At 35.8% G+C, this 23350-nt stretch carries 24 protein-coding genes; 17 read left to right on the top strand and 7 right to left on the bottom strand.

Going from position 1 to position 23350, the window contains the following annotated elements:
• The first annotated feature begins 349 nt into the window (after window positions 1-349).
• The 3 genes from sigI (at window position 350) to BUC25_RS01475 (ending at window position 3218) form a co-directional block, all read left to right on the top strand.
• A complete protein-coding gene (gene sigI, locus BUC25_RS01485) occupies window positions 350-1081 on the top strand; it encodes an RNA polymerase sigma-I factor (protein WP_073198989.1) in 732 nt (243 codons plus the stop codon).
• On the top strand, window positions 1078-2244 hold the full coding sequence (locus BUC25_RS01480) for an anti-sigma-I factor RsgI family protein (protein ID WP_073198987.1): 1167 nt from the start codon (window positions 1078-1080) through the stop codon (window positions 2242-2244). The genes sigI and BUC25_RS01480 overlap by 4 nt, the downstream gene beginning before the upstream one ends.
• A 407-nt stretch (window positions 2245-2651) precedes the next feature.
• Window positions 2652-3218, top strand: a complete 567-nt coding sequence (locus BUC25_RS01475; protein WP_073198985.1) for a DUF4256 domain-containing protein — start codon at window positions 2652-2654, stop codon at window positions 3216-3218.
• A 353-nt stretch (window positions 3219-3571) separates the two neighbouring features.
• Here the strand turns inward: BUC25_RS01475 and BUC25_RS01470 are convergent, their stop codons facing one another.
• Window positions 3572-3796 (bottom strand): YhdB family protein, encoded by a 225-nt coding sequence (locus BUC25_RS01470; protein WP_073198983.1) that lies wholly within the window; start codon window positions 3794-3796, stop codon window positions 3572-3574.
• Window positions 3797-4092: 296 nt separating this feature from the next.
• Between BUC25_RS01470 and BUC25_RS01465 the strand changes: the two genes are divergently transcribed.
• From BUC25_RS01465 to BUC25_RS01400, 14 genes are all read left to right on the top strand, one after another.
• Window positions 4093-4755, top strand: a complete 663-nt coding sequence (locus tag BUC25_RS01465; protein ID WP_073198981.1) for a YhcN/YlaJ family sporulation lipoprotein — start codon at window positions 4093-4095, stop codon at window positions 4753-4755.
• 711 nt (window positions 4756-5466) lie between these two features.
• Window positions 5467-6105 (top strand): class I SAM-dependent DNA methyltransferase, encoded by a 639-nt coding sequence (locus BUC25_RS01460; protein WP_073198979.1) that lies wholly within the window; start codon window positions 5467-5469, stop codon window positions 6103-6105.
• A 15-nt stretch (window positions 6106-6120) separates the two neighbouring features.
• On the top strand, window positions 6121-6585 hold the full coding sequence (locus BUC25_RS01455) for an S-ribosylhomocysteine lyase (protein WP_073198977.1): 465 nt from the start codon (window positions 6121-6123) through the stop codon (window positions 6583-6585).
• A 16-nt stretch (window positions 6586-6601) separates the two neighbouring features.
• A complete protein-coding gene (locus BUC25_RS01450) occupies window positions 6602-7522 on the top strand; it encodes a PLP-dependent cysteine synthase family protein (RefSeq protein ID WP_073198975.1) in 921 nt (306 codons plus the stop codon).
• A 14-nt stretch (window positions 7523-7536) separates the two neighbouring features.
• Window positions 7537-8670 carry a bifunctional cystathionine gamma-lyase/homocysteine desulfhydrase gene (locus BUC25_RS01445; protein WP_073198974.1) on the top strand — a complete coding sequence of 378 codons (1134 nt, stop codon included), beginning with the start codon at window positions 7537-7539 and terminating at the stop codon, window positions 8668-8670.
• A gap of 253 nt (window positions 8671-8923) precedes the next feature.
• Entirely contained in the window at window positions 8924-10300 is a 1377-nt protein-coding gene (locus BUC25_RS01440; RefSeq protein WP_073198972.1) for a dipeptidase, read from the top strand.
• 168 nt (window positions 10301-10468) lie between these two features.
• The gene (locus tag BUC25_RS01435) at window positions 10469-10840 is read left to right on the top strand and encodes a rhodanese-like domain-containing protein (RefSeq protein ID WP_073198970.1); all 372 of its coding nucleotides are present in this window, start codon (window positions 10469-10471) and stop codon (window positions 10838-10840) included.
• 128 nt (window positions 10841-10968) lie between these two features.
• Entirely contained in the window at window positions 10969-12264 is a 1296-nt protein-coding gene (locus tag BUC25_RS01430; protein ID WP_084543314.1) for a globin-coupled sensor protein, read from the top strand.
• Window positions 12265-12341: 77 nt separating this feature from the next.
• Window positions 12342-13754: a SpoVR family protein gene (locus BUC25_RS01425; RefSeq protein WP_073200420.1), complete on the top strand. Its 1413-nt coding sequence runs from the start codon at window positions 12342-12344 to the stop codon at window positions 13752-13754.
• A 107-nt stretch (window positions 13755-13861) separates the two neighbouring features.
• Window positions 13862-14290: an effector binding domain-containing protein gene (locus tag BUC25_RS01420; protein WP_244535131.1), complete on the top strand. Its 429-nt coding sequence runs from the start codon at window positions 13862-13864 to the stop codon at window positions 14288-14290.
• Window positions 14291-14426: 136 nt separating this feature from the next.
• Window positions 14427-14909, top strand: a complete 483-nt coding sequence (locus BUC25_RS01415) for a hypothetical protein (RefSeq protein WP_073198965.1) — start codon at window positions 14427-14429, stop codon at window positions 14907-14909.
• A 655-nt stretch (window positions 14910-15564) separates the two neighbouring features.
• The gene (locus tag BUC25_RS01410; protein ID WP_073198963.1) at window positions 15565-15951 is read left to right on the top strand and encodes an SET domain-containing protein; all 387 of its coding nucleotides are present in this window, start codon (window positions 15565-15567) and stop codon (window positions 15949-15951) included.
• Window positions 15952-16026: 75 nt separating this feature from the next.
• Window positions 16027-16398, top strand: coding sequence for a DUF3888 domain-containing protein (locus tag BUC25_RS01405; RefSeq protein ID WP_073198961.1), 372 nt, complete (start codon window positions 16027-16029; stop codon window positions 16396-16398).
• 36 nt (window positions 16399-16434) lie between these two features.
• Entirely contained in the window at window positions 16435-17145 is a 711-nt protein-coding gene (locus tag BUC25_RS01400; protein WP_073198959.1) for a YwaF family protein, read from the top strand.
• A gap of 71 nt (window positions 17146-17216) precedes the next feature.
• Here the strand turns inward: BUC25_RS01400 and BUC25_RS01395 are convergent, their stop codons facing one another.
• The 6 genes from BUC25_RS01395 to BUC25_RS01370 form a co-directional block, all read right to left on the bottom strand.
• Window positions 17217-17525 (bottom strand): ArsR/SmtB family transcription factor, encoded by a 309-nt coding sequence (locus BUC25_RS01395; RefSeq protein ID WP_084543312.1) that lies wholly within the window; start codon window positions 17523-17525, stop codon window positions 17217-17219.
• 13 nt (window positions 17526-17538) lie between these two features.
• Window positions 17539-18456 (bottom strand): cation diffusion facilitator family transporter, encoded by a 918-nt coding sequence (locus tag BUC25_RS01390; RefSeq protein ID WP_073198957.1) that lies wholly within the window; start codon window positions 18454-18456, stop codon window positions 17539-17541.
• Between the two features lie 109 nt (window positions 18457-18565).
• The gene (gene chrA, locus BUC25_RS01385) at window positions 18566-19759 is read right to left on the bottom strand and encodes a chromate efflux transporter (RefSeq protein WP_073198955.1); all 1194 of its coding nucleotides are present in this window, start codon (window positions 19757-19759) and stop codon (window positions 18566-18568) included.
• An 84-nt stretch (window positions 19760-19843) separates the two neighbouring features.
• A complete protein-coding gene (locus BUC25_RS01380; RefSeq protein WP_073198953.1) occupies window positions 19844-20848 on the bottom strand; it encodes a TIGR00341 family protein in 1005 nt (334 codons plus the stop codon).
• Between the two features lie 82 nt (window positions 20849-20930).
• Window positions 20931-22337, bottom strand: a complete 1407-nt coding sequence (locus BUC25_RS01375; RefSeq protein WP_073198951.1) for an ATP-binding protein — start codon at window positions 22335-22337, stop codon at window positions 20931-20933.
• Window positions 22324-23025: a response regulator transcription factor gene (locus BUC25_RS01370; protein WP_073198949.1), complete on the bottom strand. Its 702-nt coding sequence runs from the start codon at window positions 23023-23025 to the stop codon at window positions 22324-22326. Before BUC25_RS01370 ends, BUC25_RS01375 begins: the two co-directional genes overlap by 14 nt.
• Window positions 23026-23350 lie beyond the last annotated feature (325 nt).

Raw genomic sequence — 23350 nt, 5'->3', positions numbered from 1 at the left:
TTTAAAAACTTACATTACATAGTTAGTTTTTAAAGGTTTATTTTTTTTGAGAATGGGTAAATATATCAAGGTTAAATAACTATAATTAAATTTAAGTCATTGGGACTATGTTGAGATAGGGGAAAACTGATATAAATTAATCACAGTATGACATATGGACTACTTTTTGAAAATAAAATTTAATTATTTGTAATCAAATCATGGTAGATAGATCTTTCAACATCTTATATTCTAGACAATGTGACAAAAAATAAACTGGTGAAATATAAAAAATAAAAAAGTTATAAGAGATACAGACAAAAAAATGGATAGATTTAACGAAAAATATAAAGGACTGGTGGTGCTGGATATGTTAGAAAGCCAGTTAATCGATAGAGATTATAGTTTAGAAGATCAAATTGAATGTATTCAGCGAGGTGATGAGCAATTAAGAAATGAGATTATAAAGGCATATCAACCATACATAGCGAAATGTGTATCAGAGGTTTGCAAACGATATATTAAAAAAAGTAATGATGAATTTAGTATCGGTATGATTGCTTTTAATGATGCCATTCAAATGTATTCAAGAGAAAAGGGTGCGTCTTTTCTTGGTTTTGCGCAAGTCATTATAAAAAGGAAAGTAATTGATTATATAAGAAAAGAGCAACGACAGTATATGTATCCTTCTCTTGATGTAAGCGAGGAAGAGGAATTAGAAGATAGTCCATTAGAAATTTCTGAAGCAAAGAAGATATTCCAACTGGAACAGGAATCCTGGTATCGCAGGCAGGAAATAGTCGAATTAACAAAACAGTTGAAGGAATTCAAAATCTCTTTTAAAGAATTAACAGAAATTTCACCCAAACATCGCGATGCTAGGGAATCTGCCGTGTTTGCTGCAAAGCAATTAGTAGTGGACCCCTCATTATATGAATACGTCTGCGAAAAAAAGCGTGTACCTATTAAAAGGCTGTTAAAAGTGGTAAATGTAAGTAAAAAGACGTTAGAAAGAAATCGCAAATACATTATTACTGTTTTTATTATTCTTACTGGTGATTATGTATATTTAAGAGAATACCTCGAGGGGGTAGATCTGTGAAAAAAGGAATTATTGTGGAGCATAACAGAAGATACACGATTGTTATGGATAAATATGGTATGTTCCATAAGGCTATACCAATAAAAGAAAAAGAAATAGGCATGGAAACTTACTATCAACCTAAGAAAAAGTCTTGGTTTCTATCCTTTTTTTTTATTAATGGTCCAAAATGGAAAATAGCTCCGATGATCTTGATTTGTTTGTTATTAATAAGTCCACTGTATATTTGGATTGCACAAGACGAAGAAGCCTATGCAGTTGTTAATATAGATATTAATCCAAGTATAAAAATTATGATTGACGAGGATTATCAAGTACTCGAAACAGAAGCAATGAATAAAGATGCGGATAAATTATTAAAAGATATTGATATAAGAGATCATACGATCACCTCGTTGACTGATCAACTTATTGAGCTCAGTCAAACGGAATTAGGATTGAAAAAAGGTCGTCCAGTTCTAATGGCTGTAAGTTACTACAATCAGGTTGCTGATCATAAATTTGAAGAAAAACTAGATCAACATTATCAACAACTTGGATACAAAGTCGCTATTTACGAAGTAACAGAAGAATTACGAGCACAAGCTGAAACAGATCATGTTTCCATGAATCAATTAACAGCAGAACAAATTAAGAACACTAATAATTCAGAGGTTACCAATCTAACATCTGAAGACAATGGGACATCCTCCTCATTAGATCAAGAAGAAAAAGAACTTATTCAAAATTATTATAGTAAAGATGAGGAAGAAAAGGATGAGACTTCTGTAAATGAAAAAGAATCGGGCTCCTCTGAATCAATTAAAGATCCTAAAGTTCTCCCTGTTCAGGCTAACGAACGAGCAAAAGAAAAAGCTGTAATTCATGATAAAAAGAAAAATCAAGATCACGAAACTAAAGAGCCGGAAAAAAACAAGGTGAAAGAAAGTCATGGCCAAAAAGTGAGTGGAAAGGCCCGAAAAAGTCAAGTTCAGAACGATAAGAAAAAGGTAAAAAAAAACCATGGTCAACGAATGAGTAAAGGTGTTAAGAAAACGAATAAACCAAGCTCCAACCAACGACAAAAACTAAAAGGTAAAAAATCAAAAGAACACAAATGGCATCATAGTTTTAATCGTAACGATACTCGCCAAATGAAGAAAGCTAATCATCCTGGCAGATGAACCGGAAAATTATTACTTGAAAAGTTGAGTATGCTCCATTAAAAAGATTCGACTATTGAAGAAGAGATAGGTATAGCTGAATAATATCATACTTATGATGATTCAGAAGCGGATTTTCATTTTAAAGTCACAACGTATGAATGACGATCACAATATTACTAAATCAGAGTGGGGGCTAGTGAATTTTCACTAGTCCCTTAAAATTGTAATATAAAGTACATACTAATTGTCTCCAGACATTAAGGTGAATTATCATGTCTAACAAAAAATCTCTGTTAGGATATCCAGGGAAATCTCTGTACTTCTTTAATCTTGTAATCGGTTAATTCTAACCATATAATGGAATGGGAAACTTCTTCAATGTAATGAAAGTTATTCAAACTTCAAAAATAGTGGAGGTAACTAAAATGCCAATGAAAAAAAAGGAGTTGTCACAAGAACAACGGGAAGAACTTTTTGACATCTTGAAAGCCCGCTTTGAGAAAAACACGAACAGACATAAAGGCATGGATTGGGCTAAAATACAGGCTAAACTCGAAGCTAATCCTGAGAAACTGTGGTCACTCAATGAAATGGAGTTGACTGGTGGCGAACCAGATGTTGTAGATCAGGATAAAGAGACTGGTGACTATATTTTTTATGATTGTTCGACAGAAAGTCCTAAAGGTCGTAGAAAGGTATGTTATGACCGGGAAGCATTAGAATCAAGGAAAAAACATAAACCAGAAAATAGCGCTATCGATATGGCAACTGTGATGGGAATCAAAATTTTAACGACAGAGCAATATAGTGAGTTGCAGAAACTCGGAAAATTTGATATGAAAACATCAAGCTGGGTACAAACACCGGAAAATATTAGGAAGCTTGGCGGGGCTCTTTTTTGTGATCGTCGTTATGAAACTGTCTTCGTTTATCACAATGGGGCTGACTCTTACTATGGTGCCAGAGGTTTTCGAGGTTCATTAAGAGTATAAAAGAACAAGTCATTTTTTAAATATACGGAGTACAACTCTTGTTTGAGTGCGATTAAAATATATGGAGGAGAAGATCCAACTTCGTTCCATATCACTCTGTAATCTTCTGTAATTTCCCCTTTTCATGGCGAAGAGTAACATTTGGTGAAGGGAATTTCCCTCACCAAATGAAACTACTCACTCCAAACTTCATTCCACTGTTTGCCAACTCCTTAAATCGATCGGGCTGAAGCATTCGCTTTATAAGCCCAATAAAACAAACACCATCATCATATCGAGTGCTCGCTATCGCAAAAAGATATAGCACCTTTTTTGTTAATCAGTTTTCTGTTTATTTAAAACGATAACTGTAGTTAAATATTTATTTCGCTAAGCAGAGCGTGATCTATATAATACATGAGCTGTTCATGCTTATTTATCAAATACTCATTCGAAATGGGGTAATGATAAGCATGCAGGAATTGTTCAATTTTTTTTGATAGTAAATCATCGTTGGTTCTTACCATTAAAACAAGCAGATCATCCCATTGCCCCCATAATGTATAGTATAAAGCTTTGTCATAATCAATATTGTACAATGTTTCATCCCCCTTGTATAATCAGTTTTTAATTTTTTTAAATGGGGGGACTTCTCATGGTGAAACCATTCGTAATTCCCCACCAAATCCGAAATATAAGGAAGCTAAGTGAGGATGTTCGTCAACAATCACTTCAGGAGACTTAAAATCCTAATGATTGAAGCTTCATTTTATTGTTTACGATAAACATCAATTCAATCGGAGGATCTTTTGGACTTCTTACCAGTTATTATTTTGGATAAGGGAATCTGATTCCAACCATACTAATGATGATCCTAAAAAAGGGAGGGAATCAGATGAAATTGCCAAAACCAGCTTTAGCTCTAACATTTGCTGTATCGCTGACACTAGTAGGTTGTGGTGGCAACGAATATGGACAGCAAAATGGTGAATATGACGGTAATAACACACAACCGATTGGCTATAACCAAACATCTAATGAGCCAATGCAAGATCGAGCGAATAATACAGGGCGTGGACATGGAAGCAATAACCAAAATATGCAAGGGAACGAAAATAATCAATTTATGTTCGATGGCAAAACAAATCGTGATGCTGATAACATGACGAATTCCAGACGTGAAGGAAGCAATTACGAGGTAGCGGAAGAAGCTGCTGATAAAATAAAGTCAGATGTTTCAGAAATTGATCGTGCTTATGTACTGACAACGGACAATAATGCATATGTTGCTGCTTCTTGGGATAAAAGAACCGATAATTCAAGTAAGAATAACAGTGAATTGAGCCAAGAAACAAAGGACAAAATTACCAAAGCTGTAAAGTCTGTCAACGATAATATTGATAATGTTTATATTTCCACAAATCCAGACTTTTTTGATTTGGCTGGTCAATATTCCAATGACGTTGATAATGGTGAACCTGTAGAAGGGTTTTTCAGACGTATAGGTAACATGGTCGAAAGAGTTTTTCCAGATGAAGATAACGAATCATTAAGATAGAAGTCAACGTGACTGAAATAAAGAAATTTAAATTTAAAAAAACCTAAACGATTCGAATAGTCTTCGGATCGTTTAGGTTTTTACGTGTTAGGAACATACGCAATAACTGAATTGTTAATTATGAGATTTTATATATGCTTTGCAACCGCTACGGCTTGCCCGTTTCCCTTTCCGCGGGTTTTTACCCTAAGCTAACTTTTTAAGCAAAATTCGCTTAAAAAGTGGATCTTAGGGTAAAAACATCCCGCAGGAGTGAAAACGGACGCCTTCGCTCTAAATGGATTCTACAACTGTTGTCACAGCTATCATTTTGAACTTTCTATAAGTATTTACGTATACACTATGCACTAGAAGTCTTTATTTAAACTCTTTCATCCATTGTAGAATTCTATCTAGCGCAGGCGTCCACTTCGACTCCTGAAGACATGCCCCGCGGAAAGCGAAGTGGGCAAGCCGTAGCGGTTGTTACGCACATAATTTCTTTCAAAATTGCTACAATTCAAATAAACATACTGCATAGTATCCTTATATTGCGCAATAGCGCATATATGCAATCGTATGTTTTTTACTAAAAATCACGGTGCTAACGGTCTGTAAAATCCTTTTTAAGTCTCACTTTATTGCAAGAATCAGTAGATTATGCTATATTAGTAGCAATTCCGATAAAACAGAGTAAAATAGTATGAATTAGAATATACTGGAGGAATTCAAATGGGGAGAGAGTTTTTAGAAGTATTTGAAGAATGGGCATCGTCCTATGATGAGGCCGTTACAGGACATGACCCTCAATATAGAGATGTGTTTGAAGGATATGATACAATATTGAGTGAAGTTGCTCAGCTTTCTATTGGTAAAGTAATGGAATTTGGAGTAGGAACAGGTAATTTAACAGAAAAAATAGTAGCAAAAGGTTTAGCTGTTGTTGGCGTTGAACCTTCAGCGCCTATGCGCCAATTAGCAAAAGAAAAATTACCTCAACTGGAACTTTTTGAAGGAGATTTCCTAGACTATCCATTACCTAAGGAACAAGTCGATACAATTGTAAGTACGTATGCTTTTCATCATCTTACAAAAGAGGAGAAAAACATAGCGATTACTAAATTTCATTCTCTCCTGACAGATGGAGGGCGAGTCGTTTTTGCGGACACAGTTTATGAGGATAAGCAAGCAGAAAAATTAATAAAACAGGAAGCATCTCGAAAAGAATATTACGATTTGTTGGAAGATCTTAATCGAGAATATTATCCATATTTAGAAGAGTTGCAGCAACTGTTCAAGCAAAATGGATTTAGTTTTGAAGCTAAGCAACGAAACAAGTTTGTTTGGTTATTTATTGCTAAAAAACAATAACAGGAGTGATCAATAATGACGCAAAAAATGAATGTAGAAAGTTTTAATTTAGACCATACAAAGGTAAAAGCACCATATGTGCGTTTAGTAGGTGTAACAACTGGTGCAAAAGGTGACAAAGTATATAAATATGATATCCGCTTTTGCCAACCAAATAAAGATCATATGGACATGGCAGGCTTGCATTCGATTGAACATTTAATGGCTGAAAATATCCGTAACCATATTGAAAATGTCCTGGATATTAGTCCAATGGGATGTCAGACAGGTTTCTATTTAGCAATTATCAATAACGATAGCTACGATGAAGTGGTAGCAGCAATCGAGAAAACTTTAAACGATGTATTAGAAGCAACTGAAGTACCTGCATGTAATGAGGTGCAATGTGGTTGGGCAGCTAATCACAGTTTAGAGGGAGCACAAGAAATAGCTAAACAGATGTTATCTGAAAAAGACGAATGGCATATTGTATTTGCATAATGAATGAGGGATAAAATTGGCACTATATCGAAATATACAACAACTAATTGGAGGTACACCGTTAATGGAATTGACAAACTTTTCTCTTCCAGACGGTGTACACCTTTTTGCAAAACTGGAGTTTTTTAATCCAGGCGGTAGTATCAAAGATCGATTAGGATTAAATTTTATTGAGGATGCCATTCAATCTGGAAAATTACATCCAGGAGGTACAATTATTGAGCCAACTGCAGGAAATACTGGAATTGGGATTGCGTTAGCTGCAGTAAATAAAGGACTTCGCGTTATTTTTGTTGTACCTGAACATTTTAGTAGGGAAAAGCAGTTATTGATGCAAGCACTAGGCGCTGAGATTGTTCATACTCCAAGGAACGCTGGTATGCGAGGAGCAATTGATAAAACAAAACAGCTTTTATCTGAAATACCCAATAGTTATTCTCCTCAACAATTTGAAAATCCATCAAATCCACATACGTATTATCAAACATTAGCACCAGAAATCGATAAAGATCTGGACGGCAATCTTTCGGTTTTTGTGGCTGGAGCCGGAACAGGCGGAACATTTTCCGGAGCAGCACGTTATTTTAAAGAACAAAACTCAGCTATCAAAACAGCCATTGTAGAACCACAAGGATCAATAATAGCTGGTGGAGAAGCTGGACCACATCGAACTGAAGGTATTGGAATGGAATTTTTACCAGATTATATGGATCGTCAGTTTTTTGATGCAATTCATACTATTGATGATGAACTAGCTTTTGATATGGTAAAACAACTAGCTGAAAAAGAAGGACTGCTTGTTGGCAGTTCTTCAGGAGCGGCAATGGTTGCAGCCTTAAAAGAAGCACAGGAAGCAAAACCTGGAAGCAATATTGTTACCGTATTTCCAGATAGTAGTGAGCGTTATTTGAGCAAAGATATTTACTCATTTGATTAAGAGGAGGCTGTAAAATGAAAAGAAAAACTAAAATGGTTCATGGTGGTATTACGGGTGATGAAAAAACAGGTGCTGTTTCTGTCCCTATTTATCAAGTAAGTACCTATCGTCAACCAGAAGCAGGAAAACATACTGGTTATGAGTATTCTCGTACCGGTAACCCGACTCGTCATGCACTAGAAACGGTTACAGCTGAACTAGAGAATGGGACAGCTGGCTTTGCTTTTGCTTCAGGTATGGCAGCGATCACCTCTGTGATGATGCTTTTAAAAGCAGGTGATCATGTTGTATTAACAGATGATGTATATGGTGGTACCTACCGTTTAACAACAAAAGTGTTAGATCGCATCGATTTATCTCATACCTTTGTGGATACAAGCGATGTCGAAGCTGTGGAAGCAGCGATAAAACCAACTACGAAAATGCTTTATATTGAAACACCAACCAATCCTTTGTTAAAAGTAACAGATTTGAAAAAAATGAAAGAAATTGCTGATAAACATGATTTATTATTAGTGGTGGATAACACATTTGCCACACCATACCTGCAAACACCTTTGGACTTGGGAACAGATATTGTTCTGCACAGCGCGACAAAGTATATCGGAGGTCACAGTGATGTGGTAGCAGGTCTTGTGGTTGTTAAGAATGACCAGTTAGCTGAAGATATTCATTTTATTCAAAACTCTGTAGGTGCAGTTTTAGGTCCACAAGATGCCTGGTTATTAATGAGAGGAATTAAAACGCTAGGTCTCCGTATGGAAGCAATTGAAAAGAACGCCAATAAAATAGCGTCCTATCTGGATCAACATCCAGCAGTAGAAAAGGTTTATTATCCTGGTTTGGCAACCCATGCAGGGCATGATATTACCAATCAACAAGCACAAGGCTTCGGTGGTATGATTGCCTTTGATGTGGGTAGTGGAGAAAAAGCGGATCATGTCTTAAGCAAAGTAGACTTTTTTACATTAGCAGAAAGTCTTGGCGCAGTGGAGAGCTTAATCTCCATACCAGCAAGAATGACACATGCATCGATTCCAAAAGATCGTCGTGAAGAACTTGGAATTACCGACGGACTCATTCGATTATCTATTGGGATTGAAGATGTCGATGATTTAATCGAAGACTTGGCAAAAGGATTAAACTAAAAGAAAGCACGTATCTTTTTTAAAAAAGGTACGTGCTTTTTCTTATGGACAAAAAGAGCCATAAACAGAAAAATTGCCCTTAAGAAAGGATCTTACGGACAAAAGGGAATAGAAAATGCAAAAAGTGTCTATAAGTTTGTTTGTTATGGACAAAATGAAAGCATATATGTAAATATTGTCCGTAAGTTTTTTGTAAGACAAATGTAATTATTACATGTTAAACTATGGAAGGATAACTGAAAAGGAAGTGATCGTGATGCAGGAAGTTATAGAATATCTTGAAAAAAATAAAGAAAAACATATTGAAGAACTAAAAAAATTTTTACATATACCTAGTGTGAGTACTGATTCCAGCCATAAAGAGGATGTCACAAAAGCGGCGGAATTTGTATCAAATTATTTAACGGAAGCGGGATTCCAAACCGTTGAATTGCAAAAAACGAAAGGCCATCCACTTGTATATGCGGAATGGATGGATGCTGGCGAAGATAAGCCAACGGTTTTGTTTTATGGACACTATGATGTTCAGCCGCCAGACCCGCTTGATCAATGGAAAAGTGACCCATTCCAAGCAGAAATTAGAGATGAACGTATCTATGCGCGAGGGGCAAGTGATGATAAAGGGCAAGTATTTATGCATTTAGTTGTGCTGAAGGCATTTTTACAAACCACTGGTTCTTTACCGATTAATGTTAAAGTTTGTATTGAGGGTGAAGAAGAAATCGGAAGTGCTAATTTATACGATATTCTCCATCAACAACAAGAAAAGTTTTCAGCAGACTTCGCTGTTATTTCTGATTCCGGAATGGTCGCAAAAGATCAACCGACGATACTATACGGTTTAAAAGGGTTCACCGGATTAGAATTCACTTTAAAAGGACCTGATAATGATTTGCATTCAGGACTATATGGAGGAGCCATAAAAAATCCGGCGATGGCGATGGCACAATTATTAGCGACCATGAAAGATGAACAGGAAGTAGTTCAAGTAGCTCATTTTTATGATCAGGTAGAACCGTTGACATCTGAAGAGCGACAATTAATTAAAGAAGCTCCAAGTGAAGACTACCGAGAATCTACTGGTGCAATAGAGACAGTGTCAGAAAAAGGCTACACAGCTAAAGAACATACAATGGCACGACCGACTCTTGAAATAAACGGGCTGTATAGTGGTTATCAAGGGGAAGGGACTAAAACGATCATTCCTTCCACGGCAACGGCTAAATTGACTTGTCGACTCGTTCCAGGACAGGATCCAGTACAAATACAAGAGTTCTTAGTAAAACATATAGAGAAACATCTGCCACAAGGTGTGGAGTTAACCATTAAACGTGAACCTTTATCGGCAAAAGCTTATAAAGTCGATCCGAATCACCAACTAATTACAAAGGCTGCGGAAAGTTTTGCTGAAACTTTTGACAAAGAAGCGGTCTATGTTCGGATGGGTGGTTCGATTCCTGTGGTTGAATGGATCGATGCAATCTATAATATACCAGTCGTATTATTAGGGTTTGGTACACCAGATGACAGACTCCATTCACCAAATGAAAGCTTCCCAATGGCCCATTTCGAAAAAGGAATGAAAACAATTGTCCATTATTGGGAAGCAGTAAAAAATACAAAGTTGTAAAGCGTACTCAACATCCATTTCCACTAGTGGAGGATAACCTGACAAAAGTGCTTCCCAAAAAACATGAGGCTACACTTAAAAGATAAGTTCGATGGGTTGACTTAATACCGATCAGGGTATAATATATGGAGGAACCATTCATCTGAGTTAATGGGAGGCTTAATCTATATGTCAATCCTATGGTTGATCGCAATAGTAATGATAGTAGTTACTGCGCATTTAATATATACTAGGTATGTGCCAATTAAAGGAGTCCCATGCGTGGATCCGAATATAGAATGTAATCATGATAAAGTCACTTTAGATATCCGCGACTATCAAAAGGCAGCTAAAGATAAAGTGGAAGGGGCAATCGTTATTCCAGTTCCCTATTTAAGAAGGTATTATTCCGAGATTTCATCGCAATCCATTTATGTAATTGCATCTAATCACTTAGAAAAAAATTTAGCGATTCGCTTTTTGAAGAATAAAGGCTTTCATGTTATTGGCTACACTTTAACAGATTGTCAATGCAAGAAGAAAATTGAACAGATGGTATAATATGTTAAATAAACCTTACTTTTGTAGGAAATAAAGTAAGGTTTATTTTTTATAGACAATAAGTACTTTTAGTATGGTAAAATAGTCTTTATTAAAACAATCTGATTACACTAAAGGGGTCATTGTTAATGAGAAAGATATTTAAAAGAAAAAAGCATGATACACCAAGTACAAAGGCACAAGAAATTGAGGTAACATTAGATGTACAAAGTGGTACGTCTTTTGACAAACAATTAAAGATGGTCAATTTGACTAAAGAAGATTTGGTAACGCTTAAGCAAATTAAACCATGGGTAGAAGAAAATATTGATGATATTGTTGGCCAGTTTTATAATAATTTGGAAAATGAGTCATCATTAATGAATATTATAGAAGAAAATAGTTCAATAGAACGATTGAAAAAGACGCTAACCATACATATCCAAGAAATGTTTAATGGAATAATTGATCAGCAATACTATGAAAAAAGAATGAAAATTGCTCATATTCATTTTAAGATAGGATTAGAGCCAAAGTGGTATATGTGTGCATTTCAAGATCTTTTGAATTCATTATTAACGATTTTGGATAAAGAAATTACTGATAAATCATTCTTCTATACTGCTGTGTCGTCCACTTCAAAAATCTTAAATATTGAACAACAGCTTGTTTTAGAAGCTTATCAAAGTGAAGTTCAGCGAGTACATGACAGTCAAGAACAAGAAAAAGAAAAATTGCATATAAAGATAAAAGAAACTTCAGAGGATTTAGCAGCCATTTTTCAACAATCTGCTGCTTCAACACAATCTCTTGTTCATCAACTAGAAGATATTCTTAATTCAGCACAACAAGGAACGGCTACATCGGAAAATATAGAGAAGTCATCTCTAGATCGACGTAAAGACTTGCAAGAACAAGAACAACAAATGGAGCAAATGGAAGACAAGATGCACGGAATTAAGCAAGAGAGTAGTAGTTTAGCAGATATATCCAAACAAATAGAATCGATTGTCAGTATGGTGACTGATATCGCAGAGCAAACAAATCTCTTAGCATTAAATGCAGCCATAGAAGCTGCACGGGCAGGGGAAGAAGGAAAAGGATTTGCTGTTGTAGCAGATGAAGTACGAAAACTGGCAGAACAAACGAAAAATTCAGTTAGTAATGTAACAGGATTAATTGAAAAAACCAATACTCAGGTAGGAAAAGTAACTGGTTATGTAGATGAAGTTCAACAATCGGTTACAGGTAGTACACAAAATATGAAAGATATTCATCAATTCTTTGAAGAATTAGTCGAAAAAATGAATCAATCCAAAGGTCACAACAATACGATTGAAACAGAAATTGAACAATTCTTCCATAAATTAGATGACGTTCATCAGTCATTTGGACAGATATCTTCTGCTATAGAAGACTTAGTAGACATGACCAATAATAAATAGGTTTTGATAGGACACTCACAAGAATGAGTGTCCTATTTTCTTCTGTTTTTCATATACTGTAGTGGAGGTGTTATGTGTTGAAAGCAGATGAAAAAGTAAAATTAGAAAAATCAATACAAGAGATAACGGAAATAGCGAAAGGGTTTGGCTTGGATTTTTATCCAATGCGCTATGAGATTTGTCCACCAGAAATCCTGTATACCTTTGGAGCGTATGGAATGCCAACACGTTTTTCGCATTGGAGCTTCGGCAAACAATTCCATCGTATGAAATTACAATATGATTTAGGTTTAAGTAAAATATATGAGCTCGTAATTAATTCTAATCCGTGTTATGCTTTTTTGTTACATTCTAATAGTCTGATTCAAAATAAATTAATTGTCGCCCATGTGCTTGCGCATTGCGACTTTTTTAAAAATAATGTCAGGTTTCAAAATACGAAAAAAGATATGGTAGAAAGCATGGCAGCAACAGCAGAAAGAGTAGCAAAATATGAAAAACAGTATGGGATTAAAGAAGTAGAGAAATTTCTGGATGCAGTGCTAGCGATTCAGGAGCATATAGATCCTACATTATTAAAAGCACAATTAGATTGGCAAAAAGATGAAGAAGAGCAACAAACTAAAAGGAAAAGAACCGAATACGATGATCTTTGGGATTTAGATCAAAAAAACATCAATCAAAAATCCTCCTCCGTAAAAAGAAAAAAGGCTTTTCCTCCTCAACCTGAAAAAGATATTTTATTATTTATAGAAGAGCATAGTCGGGAGTTAGACGACTGGCAACGAGATATTTTGACAATGATGCGTGAGGAAATGTTGTATTTCTGGCCACAGCTGGAAACAAAAATTATGAACGAAGGCTGGGCAACGTATTGGCATCAAACTATTCTCAGGGAATTAGATTTAACAAGTGACGAAACAGTTGAATTTGCTTCATTAAATGCAAGTGTGGTGCAACCATCTAAAACGCAAATTAATCCTTACTATCTAGGAGTAAAAATGTTTGAAGATATTGAAGAACGCTACAATCATCCAACAGATGAGATGAAACGTTTTGGTGTGAAAGAAAATTCTGGACGTGAAAAATTGTTTGAAGTAAGAGAGATCGAATCAGACATCTCTTTTATGCGAAATTATTTAACAAAAGATTTAGTTGATCGTGAAGATTTATACCTTTTTCAAAAACAAGGACATCAGTATAAAATTGTTGATAAGAAATGGGAAGACGTCAGGGATCAATTAATCTCCACTCGCTTAAATGGTGGTTTTCCATATTTAACAGTTGTTGACGGTGATTATTTACGTAATGGCGAATTATATATTCGTCATCACTATGAAAGTGTTGAACTTGACCTTAAATATTTAGAAAAAACATTGCCATATATTTATACCCTCTGGGGAAGAGATGTTCATATAGAAACCATTATGGAAGAAAAACCTTGCTTGTTCTCATGTAATGGATCAAAAGTTGTTAAAAAATTCATGTAAAAGAAGGAGAAATGTATAAGCATAGAGAAATAGTAATCATCAAATTGAAACTGCATATGAGATTTTCAGGTTTGGATTAGGAATGGAGGTAGCATAGTTTGAAGAAGGTGAAAAAAGACGGATTCACAGCTGTTGGATTAATAGTGAAGCAGGATTGGGAAGGTTTAATTCGGGAAATGCCAGTAAAATGGGATATTTTCAAAAATCACGTTACAGAAATTGAAAATAGAAAAACAAATGTGATGATGGACATTAGTTTAAAACAGCAACATGGAATATATACGCAATTTATTTGTGCAGAAACAGACGATCATGCTTCTGTACCGAATGGAATGCAAATGCAGAAAATACCAACTCATCATTATTTGCATCATCTACATCATGGAAGCTTGGTCGGGATAGCCGAAACATTTGGTGAAATGTATCAATACGGCAAAGATAATGGAATTGAATTAGAAAACATGAAAATCGATATAGGGTATACGATCCAGGGAAACGAAACACATCATGATCTATATATAAAAATAACCGATTAATGTGCGATAGCCTATTTTATCATAAAGTAACCGTCGCAATCCTCCACTTCAAACAAAGTGGGGGATAAACAGTAATTGGACAAATCACCTAACCTAATCCCTATCATATAGTGATAGAGAATAGGAGGTAATCATGATGGAATCTATGTATCCAACTAATAATGGAATTTACGATGAGTACGGTAATATGTATCAAGATGATCGCCAAATAGGCTTTTTCCCTTTTTTTCCAGGCTTATTTCCTGGAGGTAGTTCTCCAGGCCAAGGTGGCCCACCATTCGGTCCACCACCTGGCCAGGGTCAACCAGGACCACCATTTGGACCACCACCAGGTCAAGGACAACAAGCAGGTCCACCTTTAAGTCCGCCGCCACAGTATGTTCCACAACAACCTGCTCAGGCTGGAAGTGGTGGGCCACAGCTATTTGCAGTTGATCCTGGTTCGATTCGAGGGTGTTTATATCGTTTCACCTATGTATGGTTAAGTCGTTTCAATGCTTTTTGGTTCTATCCAACTTATGTAGGAAGAAGATCAGTGGCAGGATACCGTTGGACTGGGTTCAATTGGGTTTACTTTGGAATTGACCTTGAGCGTATTCAATCGTTTACATGTGTCTAAACATCTTCTTGCACAAAAGCGAATCCAAGAAGAATATACTATTAACTAAGGTACGAATCGCCCATCGATTTGTGCCTTTTTTCTCACAGTCTAAATACCATAAATGAAAAGTTTAAAGTTTGAGCACAGAAGATGTGTAGAGAAAAGTGTTCAACATACCTGAGAGAAAACCTCTCATCGGTAATTCGAAGGAAAAAACGATCAAACTCCCGACGAGGAAGTCTCTCATCGGTAATTCGAAGGAAAAAACGATCAAACTCCCGACGAGGAAGTCTCTCATCGGTAATTTGAAGGTGAAAAGCGATCAAACTCCCGACGAGAAAGTCTCTCATCGGTAATTCAAAGGTGAAAAACGATCAAACTCCCGACGAGGAAGTCTCTCATCGGTAACTCGAAGGTGAAAAGCGACCAATCTCCCGACGAGGAAGTAGCTTATCGGAAATAGAGGTTAACTAGCAATCAATCTCCCTACGTAGAGCATCTTTTCTGCCATTCATCAGTAACTTATTAATTAAAGATGAGAGAAGCTACTGGCTAAGCACATTAATACAATATCATGAATTTAGTCTGTTAATTTTGAATAAAAAGGAGCATAATATTAAAATTAATGTTACAGTTAGAAGGTATATTTTAAATAAGTTAGTAGGTGAAATACATGATTGAGATTAAAACATCAAAGCTTAGTGACGGTGAATTTAACAGAGGTGTTTTTGCTACCTGTAATATCGAGAAAGGGAAGCTTCTACATGAAGCTCCGGTCATTGCATACCCAAATGATGAGCATCAACATATTGAAAAGACATTACTCGCAGATTACGCATTCGAGTATGGGATAAATCATTCTGCCATCCTGCTTGGTTATGGCATGCTGTTTAATCATTCTTATCAACCAAATGCAAATTATGAGATTAATTTTGATAATCACACATTTGAATTCTATGCTTATACAGATATAAAAGCTGGAGAAGAGATTTTAATTAATTATAATGGTGATGTTGATATAAATGATCCACTTTGGTTCAATCAAGAGGAAGAAAGTTGATTTACAGATAATCGTATTAAATAAATGGTACGTTGTAAAAGCTATCCGTAAAATAAGTGGATGGTGATGAAGCACATGAGAAAATTAGCTCTCATTTTTGGTGTTACTTTCGTCATTTTTAATTCGACTAAAGTAGTTATTGCTGAAAATCAATTAACAAGAGAAGAATTACTGGAAGAAGCATTAATTGTAAGATATTCGACACAGATGTTAGAAGTTACTGGTAAACTATTCATGTGTGAAAAAATAACTGATATAAGGAGACTTAATGGAAATCGTCATCATAGATTAACGATAGAATTGGTCACTTTTGAAAAAGCGCACATGCCTCCATATGATTTGGTACGACTAACCATAATAGACCAATCCGATCAAATTGTGATTACAAATATTGAACGTAAAAAGAATTTATCGATTGCTGAGTTGGACGAGTTTTGTTATAGATAAGAGCTTTTAACCAGCGAGATTAAGGGGATGGATTCGATGGAAGGTCTTGTTAGTTTTAATCAAAGCGACTATCCATTTCAATTGTTTTCTCTTTCCCATATTTTTATGGTAATTATCACAGTTGGACTTTTGGCATCATTGTATATTTTTAGAGAGAGTATTAAGAGGAACTATAAACGACTCTTTAAAAATACTTTGATTGCACTACTTATATTAGGAGAGATTACGTTTCATTTATGGTATCTCTCTGATGGCAGGTGGGATGTCGCAACAAATTTGCCCTTGCAACTATGTTCGATTTCCTTATATTTATGCACAATTATGTTACTAACAAAAAATTATAAAGTATTTGAAATTTCCTTTTTTGTGAGTATGACAGGTGCATTTATAGCAGTTGTGACGCCAGAGCTTTTTTTCGGATTTCCGCATATGCGGTTCTTTCAATTTTTCATTGCCCATATAGCCATTATACTTTCCTGTTTCTACATGATATGGATTGAGGAATATAAACCCACGTTTCAATCTGTAATTCGAGCGTTTGTCATGCTAAATATAATGGCATTCTTGGTTGTTATCATTAATCAAATCATTGGTTCGAATTATATGTTTCTAGCAGAAAAACCTAATACCATAAGCATGATCGATTATTTAGGGCCATACCCATGGTATATCGTATTACTTGAAGTTGTGGCATTTTCCATATTTCTGCTTATTTATTTTTTCCTATTTAAGCTATTAAAAAAGTAAATTGGTGCTCATCACAATACATTAACTTCAAAAATCCAAGCGATATCGATCGCTTGGATTTTTAATTCGGTTCAATGGTGTGTGGCGTGGTCAATGGATTGCTGCAAAATTTTCATGACGTGTTCGTCGTCTTGGGAGTAATAGATGGTTTTCCCATCGCGACGATATTTTACTAAGCGTAAATTTTTGAGGAAACGAAGCTGATGGGAAACATTAGATTGATTTAAATCCAGTTTCTCGGCAATGTTGGAAACCGATAATTCCTGTTCAAATAATAAATGCAAAATGCGAATTCTGGTCGGGTCACCTAATGCTTTAAAGGTTTGTGATACTAAGAATAAAGTCTCTTCATCAAGTGCCTCATATGTTCCGTCTGTCATTACAACATCCTCCTTAATTACAACAGTCTTCCTCTTTCTCAATTTCTGCATGAACACCTTCGATTTGAATGGTGGTGTGGTGAAGTGAGAAAGAATCATGTAATAATTTCGATGCCTTTTTTAACATTAGATCGCGATCGACACTTTCTTCTACAACCATATGACAGCTTAGTGCGGGAAAATCAGAAGTAATTGTCCAGACATGTAAGTCATGTATGTTAACAACACCTTCTAATTCAACCAATTTGTTTTCAACTTCTTCATAGGATAAATGATGCGGTGTTCCTTCCATTAAAATGTGCAACGAATCCTTCGAAACACGATAACCACTGATCAATATTAAAATCGCTACAATAATACTGGCAAGAGGATCAGCGATATTCCAATTGAATAGCATAATGAGAATCCCAGCTATAATCGCTCCAACTGAACCAAGCAAATCACCTAACACATGTAATAAAGCACTACGCATATTTAAGTTTCCTTTGGTATCTCCACTGTAAATGAGAATAAAGGCTACAATAATATTTACTAATAAACCAGTTACCGCTATCCAAAGCATCATTGGACTGACATTAGGTGGTTCTAAAAAACGGTGGTATGCTTCATAGAAAATATAGAGAGAGATCGCTAATAGCGTTATACCATTTATAAAGGCTGCCAAAATCTCAAAACGTTTATATCCAAATGTTTTATGTGCGTTTGCTGCTTTCTCACTTAATTTAAAAGCAAATAAGCTGAGTCCAAGAGCAAATGCATCACTTAGCATATGTCCTGCGTCTGACAACAATGCTAAGCTATTGGTTAAGATTCCACCAATTACTTCAATGACCATAAAAGTAAAAATTAACATAAAACTTATCAGTAACGCTTTTTTATTATTAGTATGGTGATGATCATGCGCATGATCATGTCCGTGTGAGTGTCCCATAATCCAACTCCTTTACACATATGAACATATATTCATATTATAAAAGGAGTGAAGATTATGTGCAAGTATTTTTAAGTTTTAAAAAAAAGTGACTGGAAGATTCCAGTCACTAGATTGGTAGATAAGGCAGTAAAATACCACCGATAAGACCAATGATTACAATAACCCATGATGGTAACTTCCAAAATGCTAATAAACTAAAAAGAATGGCTGCTAAGATAAAATCTTTTGCTTCTATGATCGTACTGGTCCAAATTGGTTGATAGAAAGCAGCGATTAAAAGTCCAATAACAGCTGCATTGACACTAATAAGAGCACCGCGTATCGATGGCATTTGGCGCAAGGAATTCCAAAATGGCAATGTTCCTATTATTAATAAAAATGCAGGTAAGAAAATTGCAAAAGTAGCTAAAAGTCCACCAGGTACGCCAGCGATTACTGTTCCTAAATAGGCAGCAAATGTAAAGAGCGGACCTGGAACTGCTTGAGCTGCTCCATAACCAGCCAAAAATTCCTGCTCGGAAATCCAGCCAGTCGGAACAAATTCCTGTTCAAGTAACGGTAATACAACATGACCACCACCGAAAACTAATGCACCAGAACGGTAAAAACTGTCAAACATCGCAAGCCACTGCCAGTCACTTACTTGATTGGCTAATGGTAAGAGGAGTAGTAACAAAAAGAATAGTGAAATACTTATGATAGCTGTTTTCTTTGATAATTGTAAATTCAGGTTCACTGTTTCTTCTTTTTCTTGTTTTTGAAAAAAGAAGACACCAATCAATGCAGCTGCAAGAATGATGATCACCTGAGTCAGAGTGGTTTGCCAAACTAACATAACCACTACTGCAAGCAAAGCAATAGCTTTTCTGGGAAGGTCTGGCGCAAGTTTCGAACCCATCCCGATAATTGCGTGTGCCACAACCGCGACTGCAACAATTTTTAAGCCATGAATAAAACTAGCATCATAGAAGGAAAATTGATGAAGTGCTAATGCAAAAAAGATCAAGACGATTACTGACGGTAAGGTAAAACCGATAAAGGCTAGAATCCCACCTATAACTCCACCACGGATAATACCTACACCCATTCCGACCTGACTGCTCGCTGGTCCTGGAAGAAATTGACACAATGCAACTAAATCTGCATATGCTTTTTCATCCAGCCATTTTTTTCGTCGAACATATTCCTCATGAAAATAACCTAGATGTGCAACAGGCCCACCAAAGGAAGTAAATCCTAATCTTGTTGCAATCCATAAAATAGTGAAGTAATCTTGAATCGAATTTTTTTTAGTATCCATATAAGCCCCCAGCTAATCAATTATCTAGATGAATTATAGCAATATTCTATATGAGGCGACAAGCTATACAACGTAAAAATTTTGTTAAAATTGAATAATGTAAATGAGTATCGCTAAAATGACGATGACAAAACTAACGGCAATTAGTGAATAGGTTTTTGATGTGTTAGCAACCTGAATTTCACTCCAATTAATTGGTTGAATGCCGCTTGACCAAAATACGAGGATAGCGGAACATAAAATCGCGCTTATATTAACAAATAGTAAAATAAATGGAGTTAGTGCTTGTTGAAATTCAAAAGCACCAAGCATCATCCCTAAGACAACTGCTGGAGGCAATAGGGCAACAGACACCATAACACCTACTAATGCTTCTGAAACACGTTTAGCAAAGGACATCGCACCTGCTGTACCTGCAGCAAGTGCAACAACAATATCCATTAATCCAATATTGGTTCTTGCTAAGAATTCATCACTATTGATTGGTAGAGGAAAAATAAATCCAAAAATTATCGCGATAGCAACTGGGATCGCCAAACCGTAAAGACATGTTAATACAGAACTTTTCATTAACTTATAATCCCCTAATGTAGCAGCGAAAGCGAGTGCGGTAAATGGACCAATAAGTGGAGCAATCACCATTGCTCCGATCACAATAGCAGCACTGTCTTTGACAATTCCAGCAGTGGCTACAACTGCGGAGAGAACAAGCATCCATAAATAATTGATGCTTGTTGTACTTGATGAGTGGACGACATTATATAGTTCGTGACGGCTGGCACGAGTGATTTCTTTTTGGTGTTCCTCTGCATCTGCCTCATTTTCTTCTTCATTTTCTGGTTCTACTCTTGGTACATAGGTAGAAATATTATAAAGTAAGGCTCGAACTTCCTCCTGACCTTGGTCATTGACTTCTAAAAAATCAAGAATTTCTTCAGTATGTTTTTTCTTTATTAGTATTTTGACTAGTTCTTCCTGTTCTGAAATCTTTGTATGCCACTTTTCAATGACATGAAATTCTTTAATTTCAGTCAAAAAAGCATCTAACCTGTTGATCGGGATATAGATCTCAATTAGTTGTAGCTCCATAATGTATGTCCCTTCTTCAACCGTATTATATTTAGCACGTCACGGTGTAATCGTCCTAATTTCCACTTGTTGTAGTCTCATCTTAAACGTTATGAGCATCCTTCTCTTTAGGGAAACGAAGTGATATCGTTGTTCCTTTGTTAACCTCACTTGTTACGTGAATATCACCTTCATGCATTTCAACTAAATTTTTAACAATAGATAAGCCTAAACCAGTTCCCCCATTAGCTCTAGAACGTGATTTATCAACTCGATAAAAGCGTTCAAATAAATAAGGTATGTCTTCCTGTTTAATACCAATACCTGTATCTTTCACTTGTATTAGCACATCGTCACGTTCTTCTTTTATTTGGAGTACTATACCACCTTTTTCCGTATATCGCACAGCATTTTCGACTAAGTTGGTTAATACCTGATCTAACCTGCTTTTATCGGCAAATAAGTAAACTGTATTGTCAGGAACCTCTAATTCCATTTTTAATCCTTTTTCTGCTGCCCTGAATTGAGATCTTCGCAACATTTCTTCTGTCAGTTTATTTATATTTACATCTTCCTTATTGAGATCGATTTTACCTTCTTCTATTTTTGATAGATCCATCAGGTCATCCATGAGATTGCTAATGTGATCTGTCTCGTTTTCAATAATTTCCAGAAATTCATCTCTTTCCTCTTTACTTTGATACATTTCATGAAGAACCGCGTTAGCATAACCTTTCACATAAGTAAGAGGAGTTTTTAATTCATGTGTAATATTTGAAAAGAACTCGTTTCGGTTTGTTTGATAACGTTCTAATGTTTCCGATAAGTGGTTAATGGCATGGGCGAGTGAACCAATTTCATCGTTAGCTTTATAATCGACGCGCAGGGAGAAATTTTTCTTTTCTGCAATTTGTTTAGCTACTTTTTCCATTTCAATAAGAGGTGCCCCTAATTTCTTTGAGATGAAAAAGGTAAATCCCATAGCTAATGCTACTGCACCTAGACTGGCTAGGATAACTAAGAAAATGATATTGTGAATGGAATTACTAATAAGGCCGAAAGATGAAAACAGTACAACACTTCCATTGGTTCCGTTCGGATTTGTTATGGGTTGTGCAACTTTTAGATATGTAGAACCATTAAATGTATATTCTTCAACTACAGTTGCCCCCTGGTCCAATTGCTTTATTTCATTCGGATCTAAGATCTGGTCCGTAATGTCACTGTGCCAATTTGTTTCCAATAGATTATTTCCATTACTATCTAGTATCACAGCGCTAGTATCTGTCATATCTGTCAGGTGTTCTAATAATTGTAAGTTTTCAGGATCTTCTAAATCATTCACCTGGGTAGCATATTTTTCTGAGAGTTGAACCAATTGGGTTTCGGTTTGGTTGATCGAATAGTTTAAAATTAGTTGTAAAATAATATACCCAAGTGGAATTAAAATAATAAGTTGTAAAAAAAGAATGGTAGCACCAAGTTTAAAAACGACACTATTTAGTTTCATTTTGACCCTCCCAATCAAATTTATAGCCTACTCCCCATACGGTTTCAATCGGTTGATAAGAAATTCCTGCTTTTTTTAATTTATCTCTTACATAACGCACGTGCGAATCAACTGTGCGAATGTCCACTATCTCGTCTAATCCCCATATCAGATCTAATAATTGTTCTCTTGTATATACTCGATTCGGATGGGAGGCTAGTAAAAATAGAAGTTCAAATTCTTTAGGACTATATTTCACCTCTTTTTGATGGACGGTAACTGTGTGTGATATTGAATCGATGGATAGTTCTCCAAACGTCAATATTGGAAGGTTCGTTTGCTCTTCTTTTTGAAAATGACGAAGCTGTACTTGTATTCTTGCTAGTAATTCTTCTGGTTCAAATGGCTTAACAATATAATCATCTGCTCCGATTGTTAGCCCCTCTACTTTCTGTGACGTATCATTTAATGCTGTTAATAAAATGATAGGAACATTTGGTTTAACAGTTTTCATTTGTTTACATGCTTCGATCCCATCTAATTCTGGCATCATTATATCTAATAAAACGATATCAATAGCTCGGCTTTGTAATGTTTGAACGGCTTTTGTTCCATTTTCAGCTTCTACTATTTTAAAGTCTTTTCTTAAATATAGTTTTAACATCGTCCTCATCTGTAATTCATCATCAACAATTAAAATGGTTGTCATTGCAATCCCTCACATCTTTCTATTTATTCCCTACTCAAATAGTATAGAAAAAATGATGATTAGTAAAACAGAGAGCGTTTCAAGTAACAGTTAATCGGACAGTTAAATTAAACTGCGAAGTACCTATCATGGTAATTTTGAACGAAAATACGTGCGCAACACTCGCTACGGCTTGCCCACTTCGCTTTTACCACGGGCATAAGTCAACATCTGCTCAAACAAGTTTTCGCAGTGTATCCTATACCGGGGGGCGTGCTCTTCAGCTAACTTTGAAAAGAAAACCACTTTCCAAAGTGGATCTTCAGATCACGCTAATCCCCCAGGA

It is taken from the genome of Gracilibacillus kekensis (assembly GCF_900143085.1).
Lineage (GTDB): Bacteria > Bacillota > Bacilli > Bacillales > Amphibacillaceae > Gracilibacillus > Gracilibacillus kekensis.
This window is presented reverse-complemented; position numbering and strand designations above follow the sequence as displayed.

Bases quoted from the DNA above. Each gene is read 5' to 3' on its own strand.
- sigI (WP_073198989.1), top strand. From the start codon at position 350: ATGTTAGAAAGCCAGTTAATCGATAGAGATTATAGTTTAGAAGATCAA.
- BUC25_RS01475 (WP_073198985.1), top strand. From the start codon at position 2,652: ATGCCAATGAAAAAAAAGGAGTTGTCACAAGAACAACGGGAAGAACTT.
- BUC25_RS01465 (WP_073198981.1), top strand. From the start codon at position 4,093: ATGAAATTGCCAAAACCAGCTTTAGCTCTAACATTTGCTGTATCGCTG.
- BUC25_RS01460 (WP_073198979.1), top strand. From the start codon at position 5,467: ATGGGGAGAGAGTTTTTAGAAGTATTTGAAGAATGGGCATCGTCCTAT.
- BUC25_RS01455 (WP_073198977.1), top strand. From the start codon at position 6,121: ATGACGCAAAAAATGAATGTAGAAAGTTTTAATTTAGACCATACAAAG.
- BUC25_RS01445 (WP_073198974.1), top strand. From the start codon at position 7,537: ATGAAAAGAAAAACTAAAATGGTTCATGGTGGTATTACGGGTGATGAA.
- BUC25_RS01435 (WP_073198970.1), top strand. From the start codon at position 10,469: ATGTCAATCCTATGGTTGATCGCAATAGTAATGATAGTAGTTACTGCG.
- BUC25_RS01430 (WP_084543314.1), top strand. From the start codon at position 10,969: ATGAGAAAGATATTTAAAAGAAAAAAGCATGATACACCAAGTACAAAG.
- BUC25_RS01415 (WP_073198965.1), top strand. From the start codon at position 14,427: ATGGAATCTATGTATCCAACTAATAATGGAATTTACGATGAGTACGGT.
- BUC25_RS01410 (WP_073198963.1), top strand. From the start codon at position 15,565: ATGATTGAGATTAAAACATCAAAGCTTAGTGACGGTGAATTTAACAGA.
- BUC25_RS01405 (WP_073198961.1), top strand. From the start codon at position 16,027: ATGAGAAAATTAGCTCTCATTTTTGGTGTTACTTTCGTCATTTTTAAT.
- BUC25_RS01400 (WP_073198959.1), top strand. From the start codon at position 16,435: ATGGAAGGTCTTGTTAGTTTTAATCAAAGCGACTATCCATTTCAATTG.
- BUC25_RS01395 (WP_084543312.1), bottom strand. From the start codon at position 17,525: ATGACAGACGGAACATATGAGGCACTTGATGAAGAGACTTTATTCTTA.
- BUC25_RS01390 (WP_073198957.1), bottom strand. From the start codon at position 18,456: ATGGGACACTCACACGGACATGATCATGCGCATGATCATCACCATACT.
- chrA (WP_073198955.1), bottom strand. From the start codon at position 19,759: ATGGATACTAAAAAAAATTCGATTCAAGATTACTTCACTATTTTATGG.
- BUC25_RS01380 (WP_073198953.1), bottom strand. From the start codon at position 20,848: ATGGAGCTACAACTAATTGAGATCTATATCCCGATCAACAGGTTAGAT.
- BUC25_RS01375 (WP_073198951.1), bottom strand. From the start codon at position 22,337: ATGAAACTAAATAGTGTCGTTTTTAAACTTGGTGCTACCATTCTTTTT.
- BUC25_RS01370 (WP_073198949.1), bottom strand. From the start codon at position 23,025: ATGACAACCATTTTAATTGTTGATGATGAATTACAGATGAGGACGATG.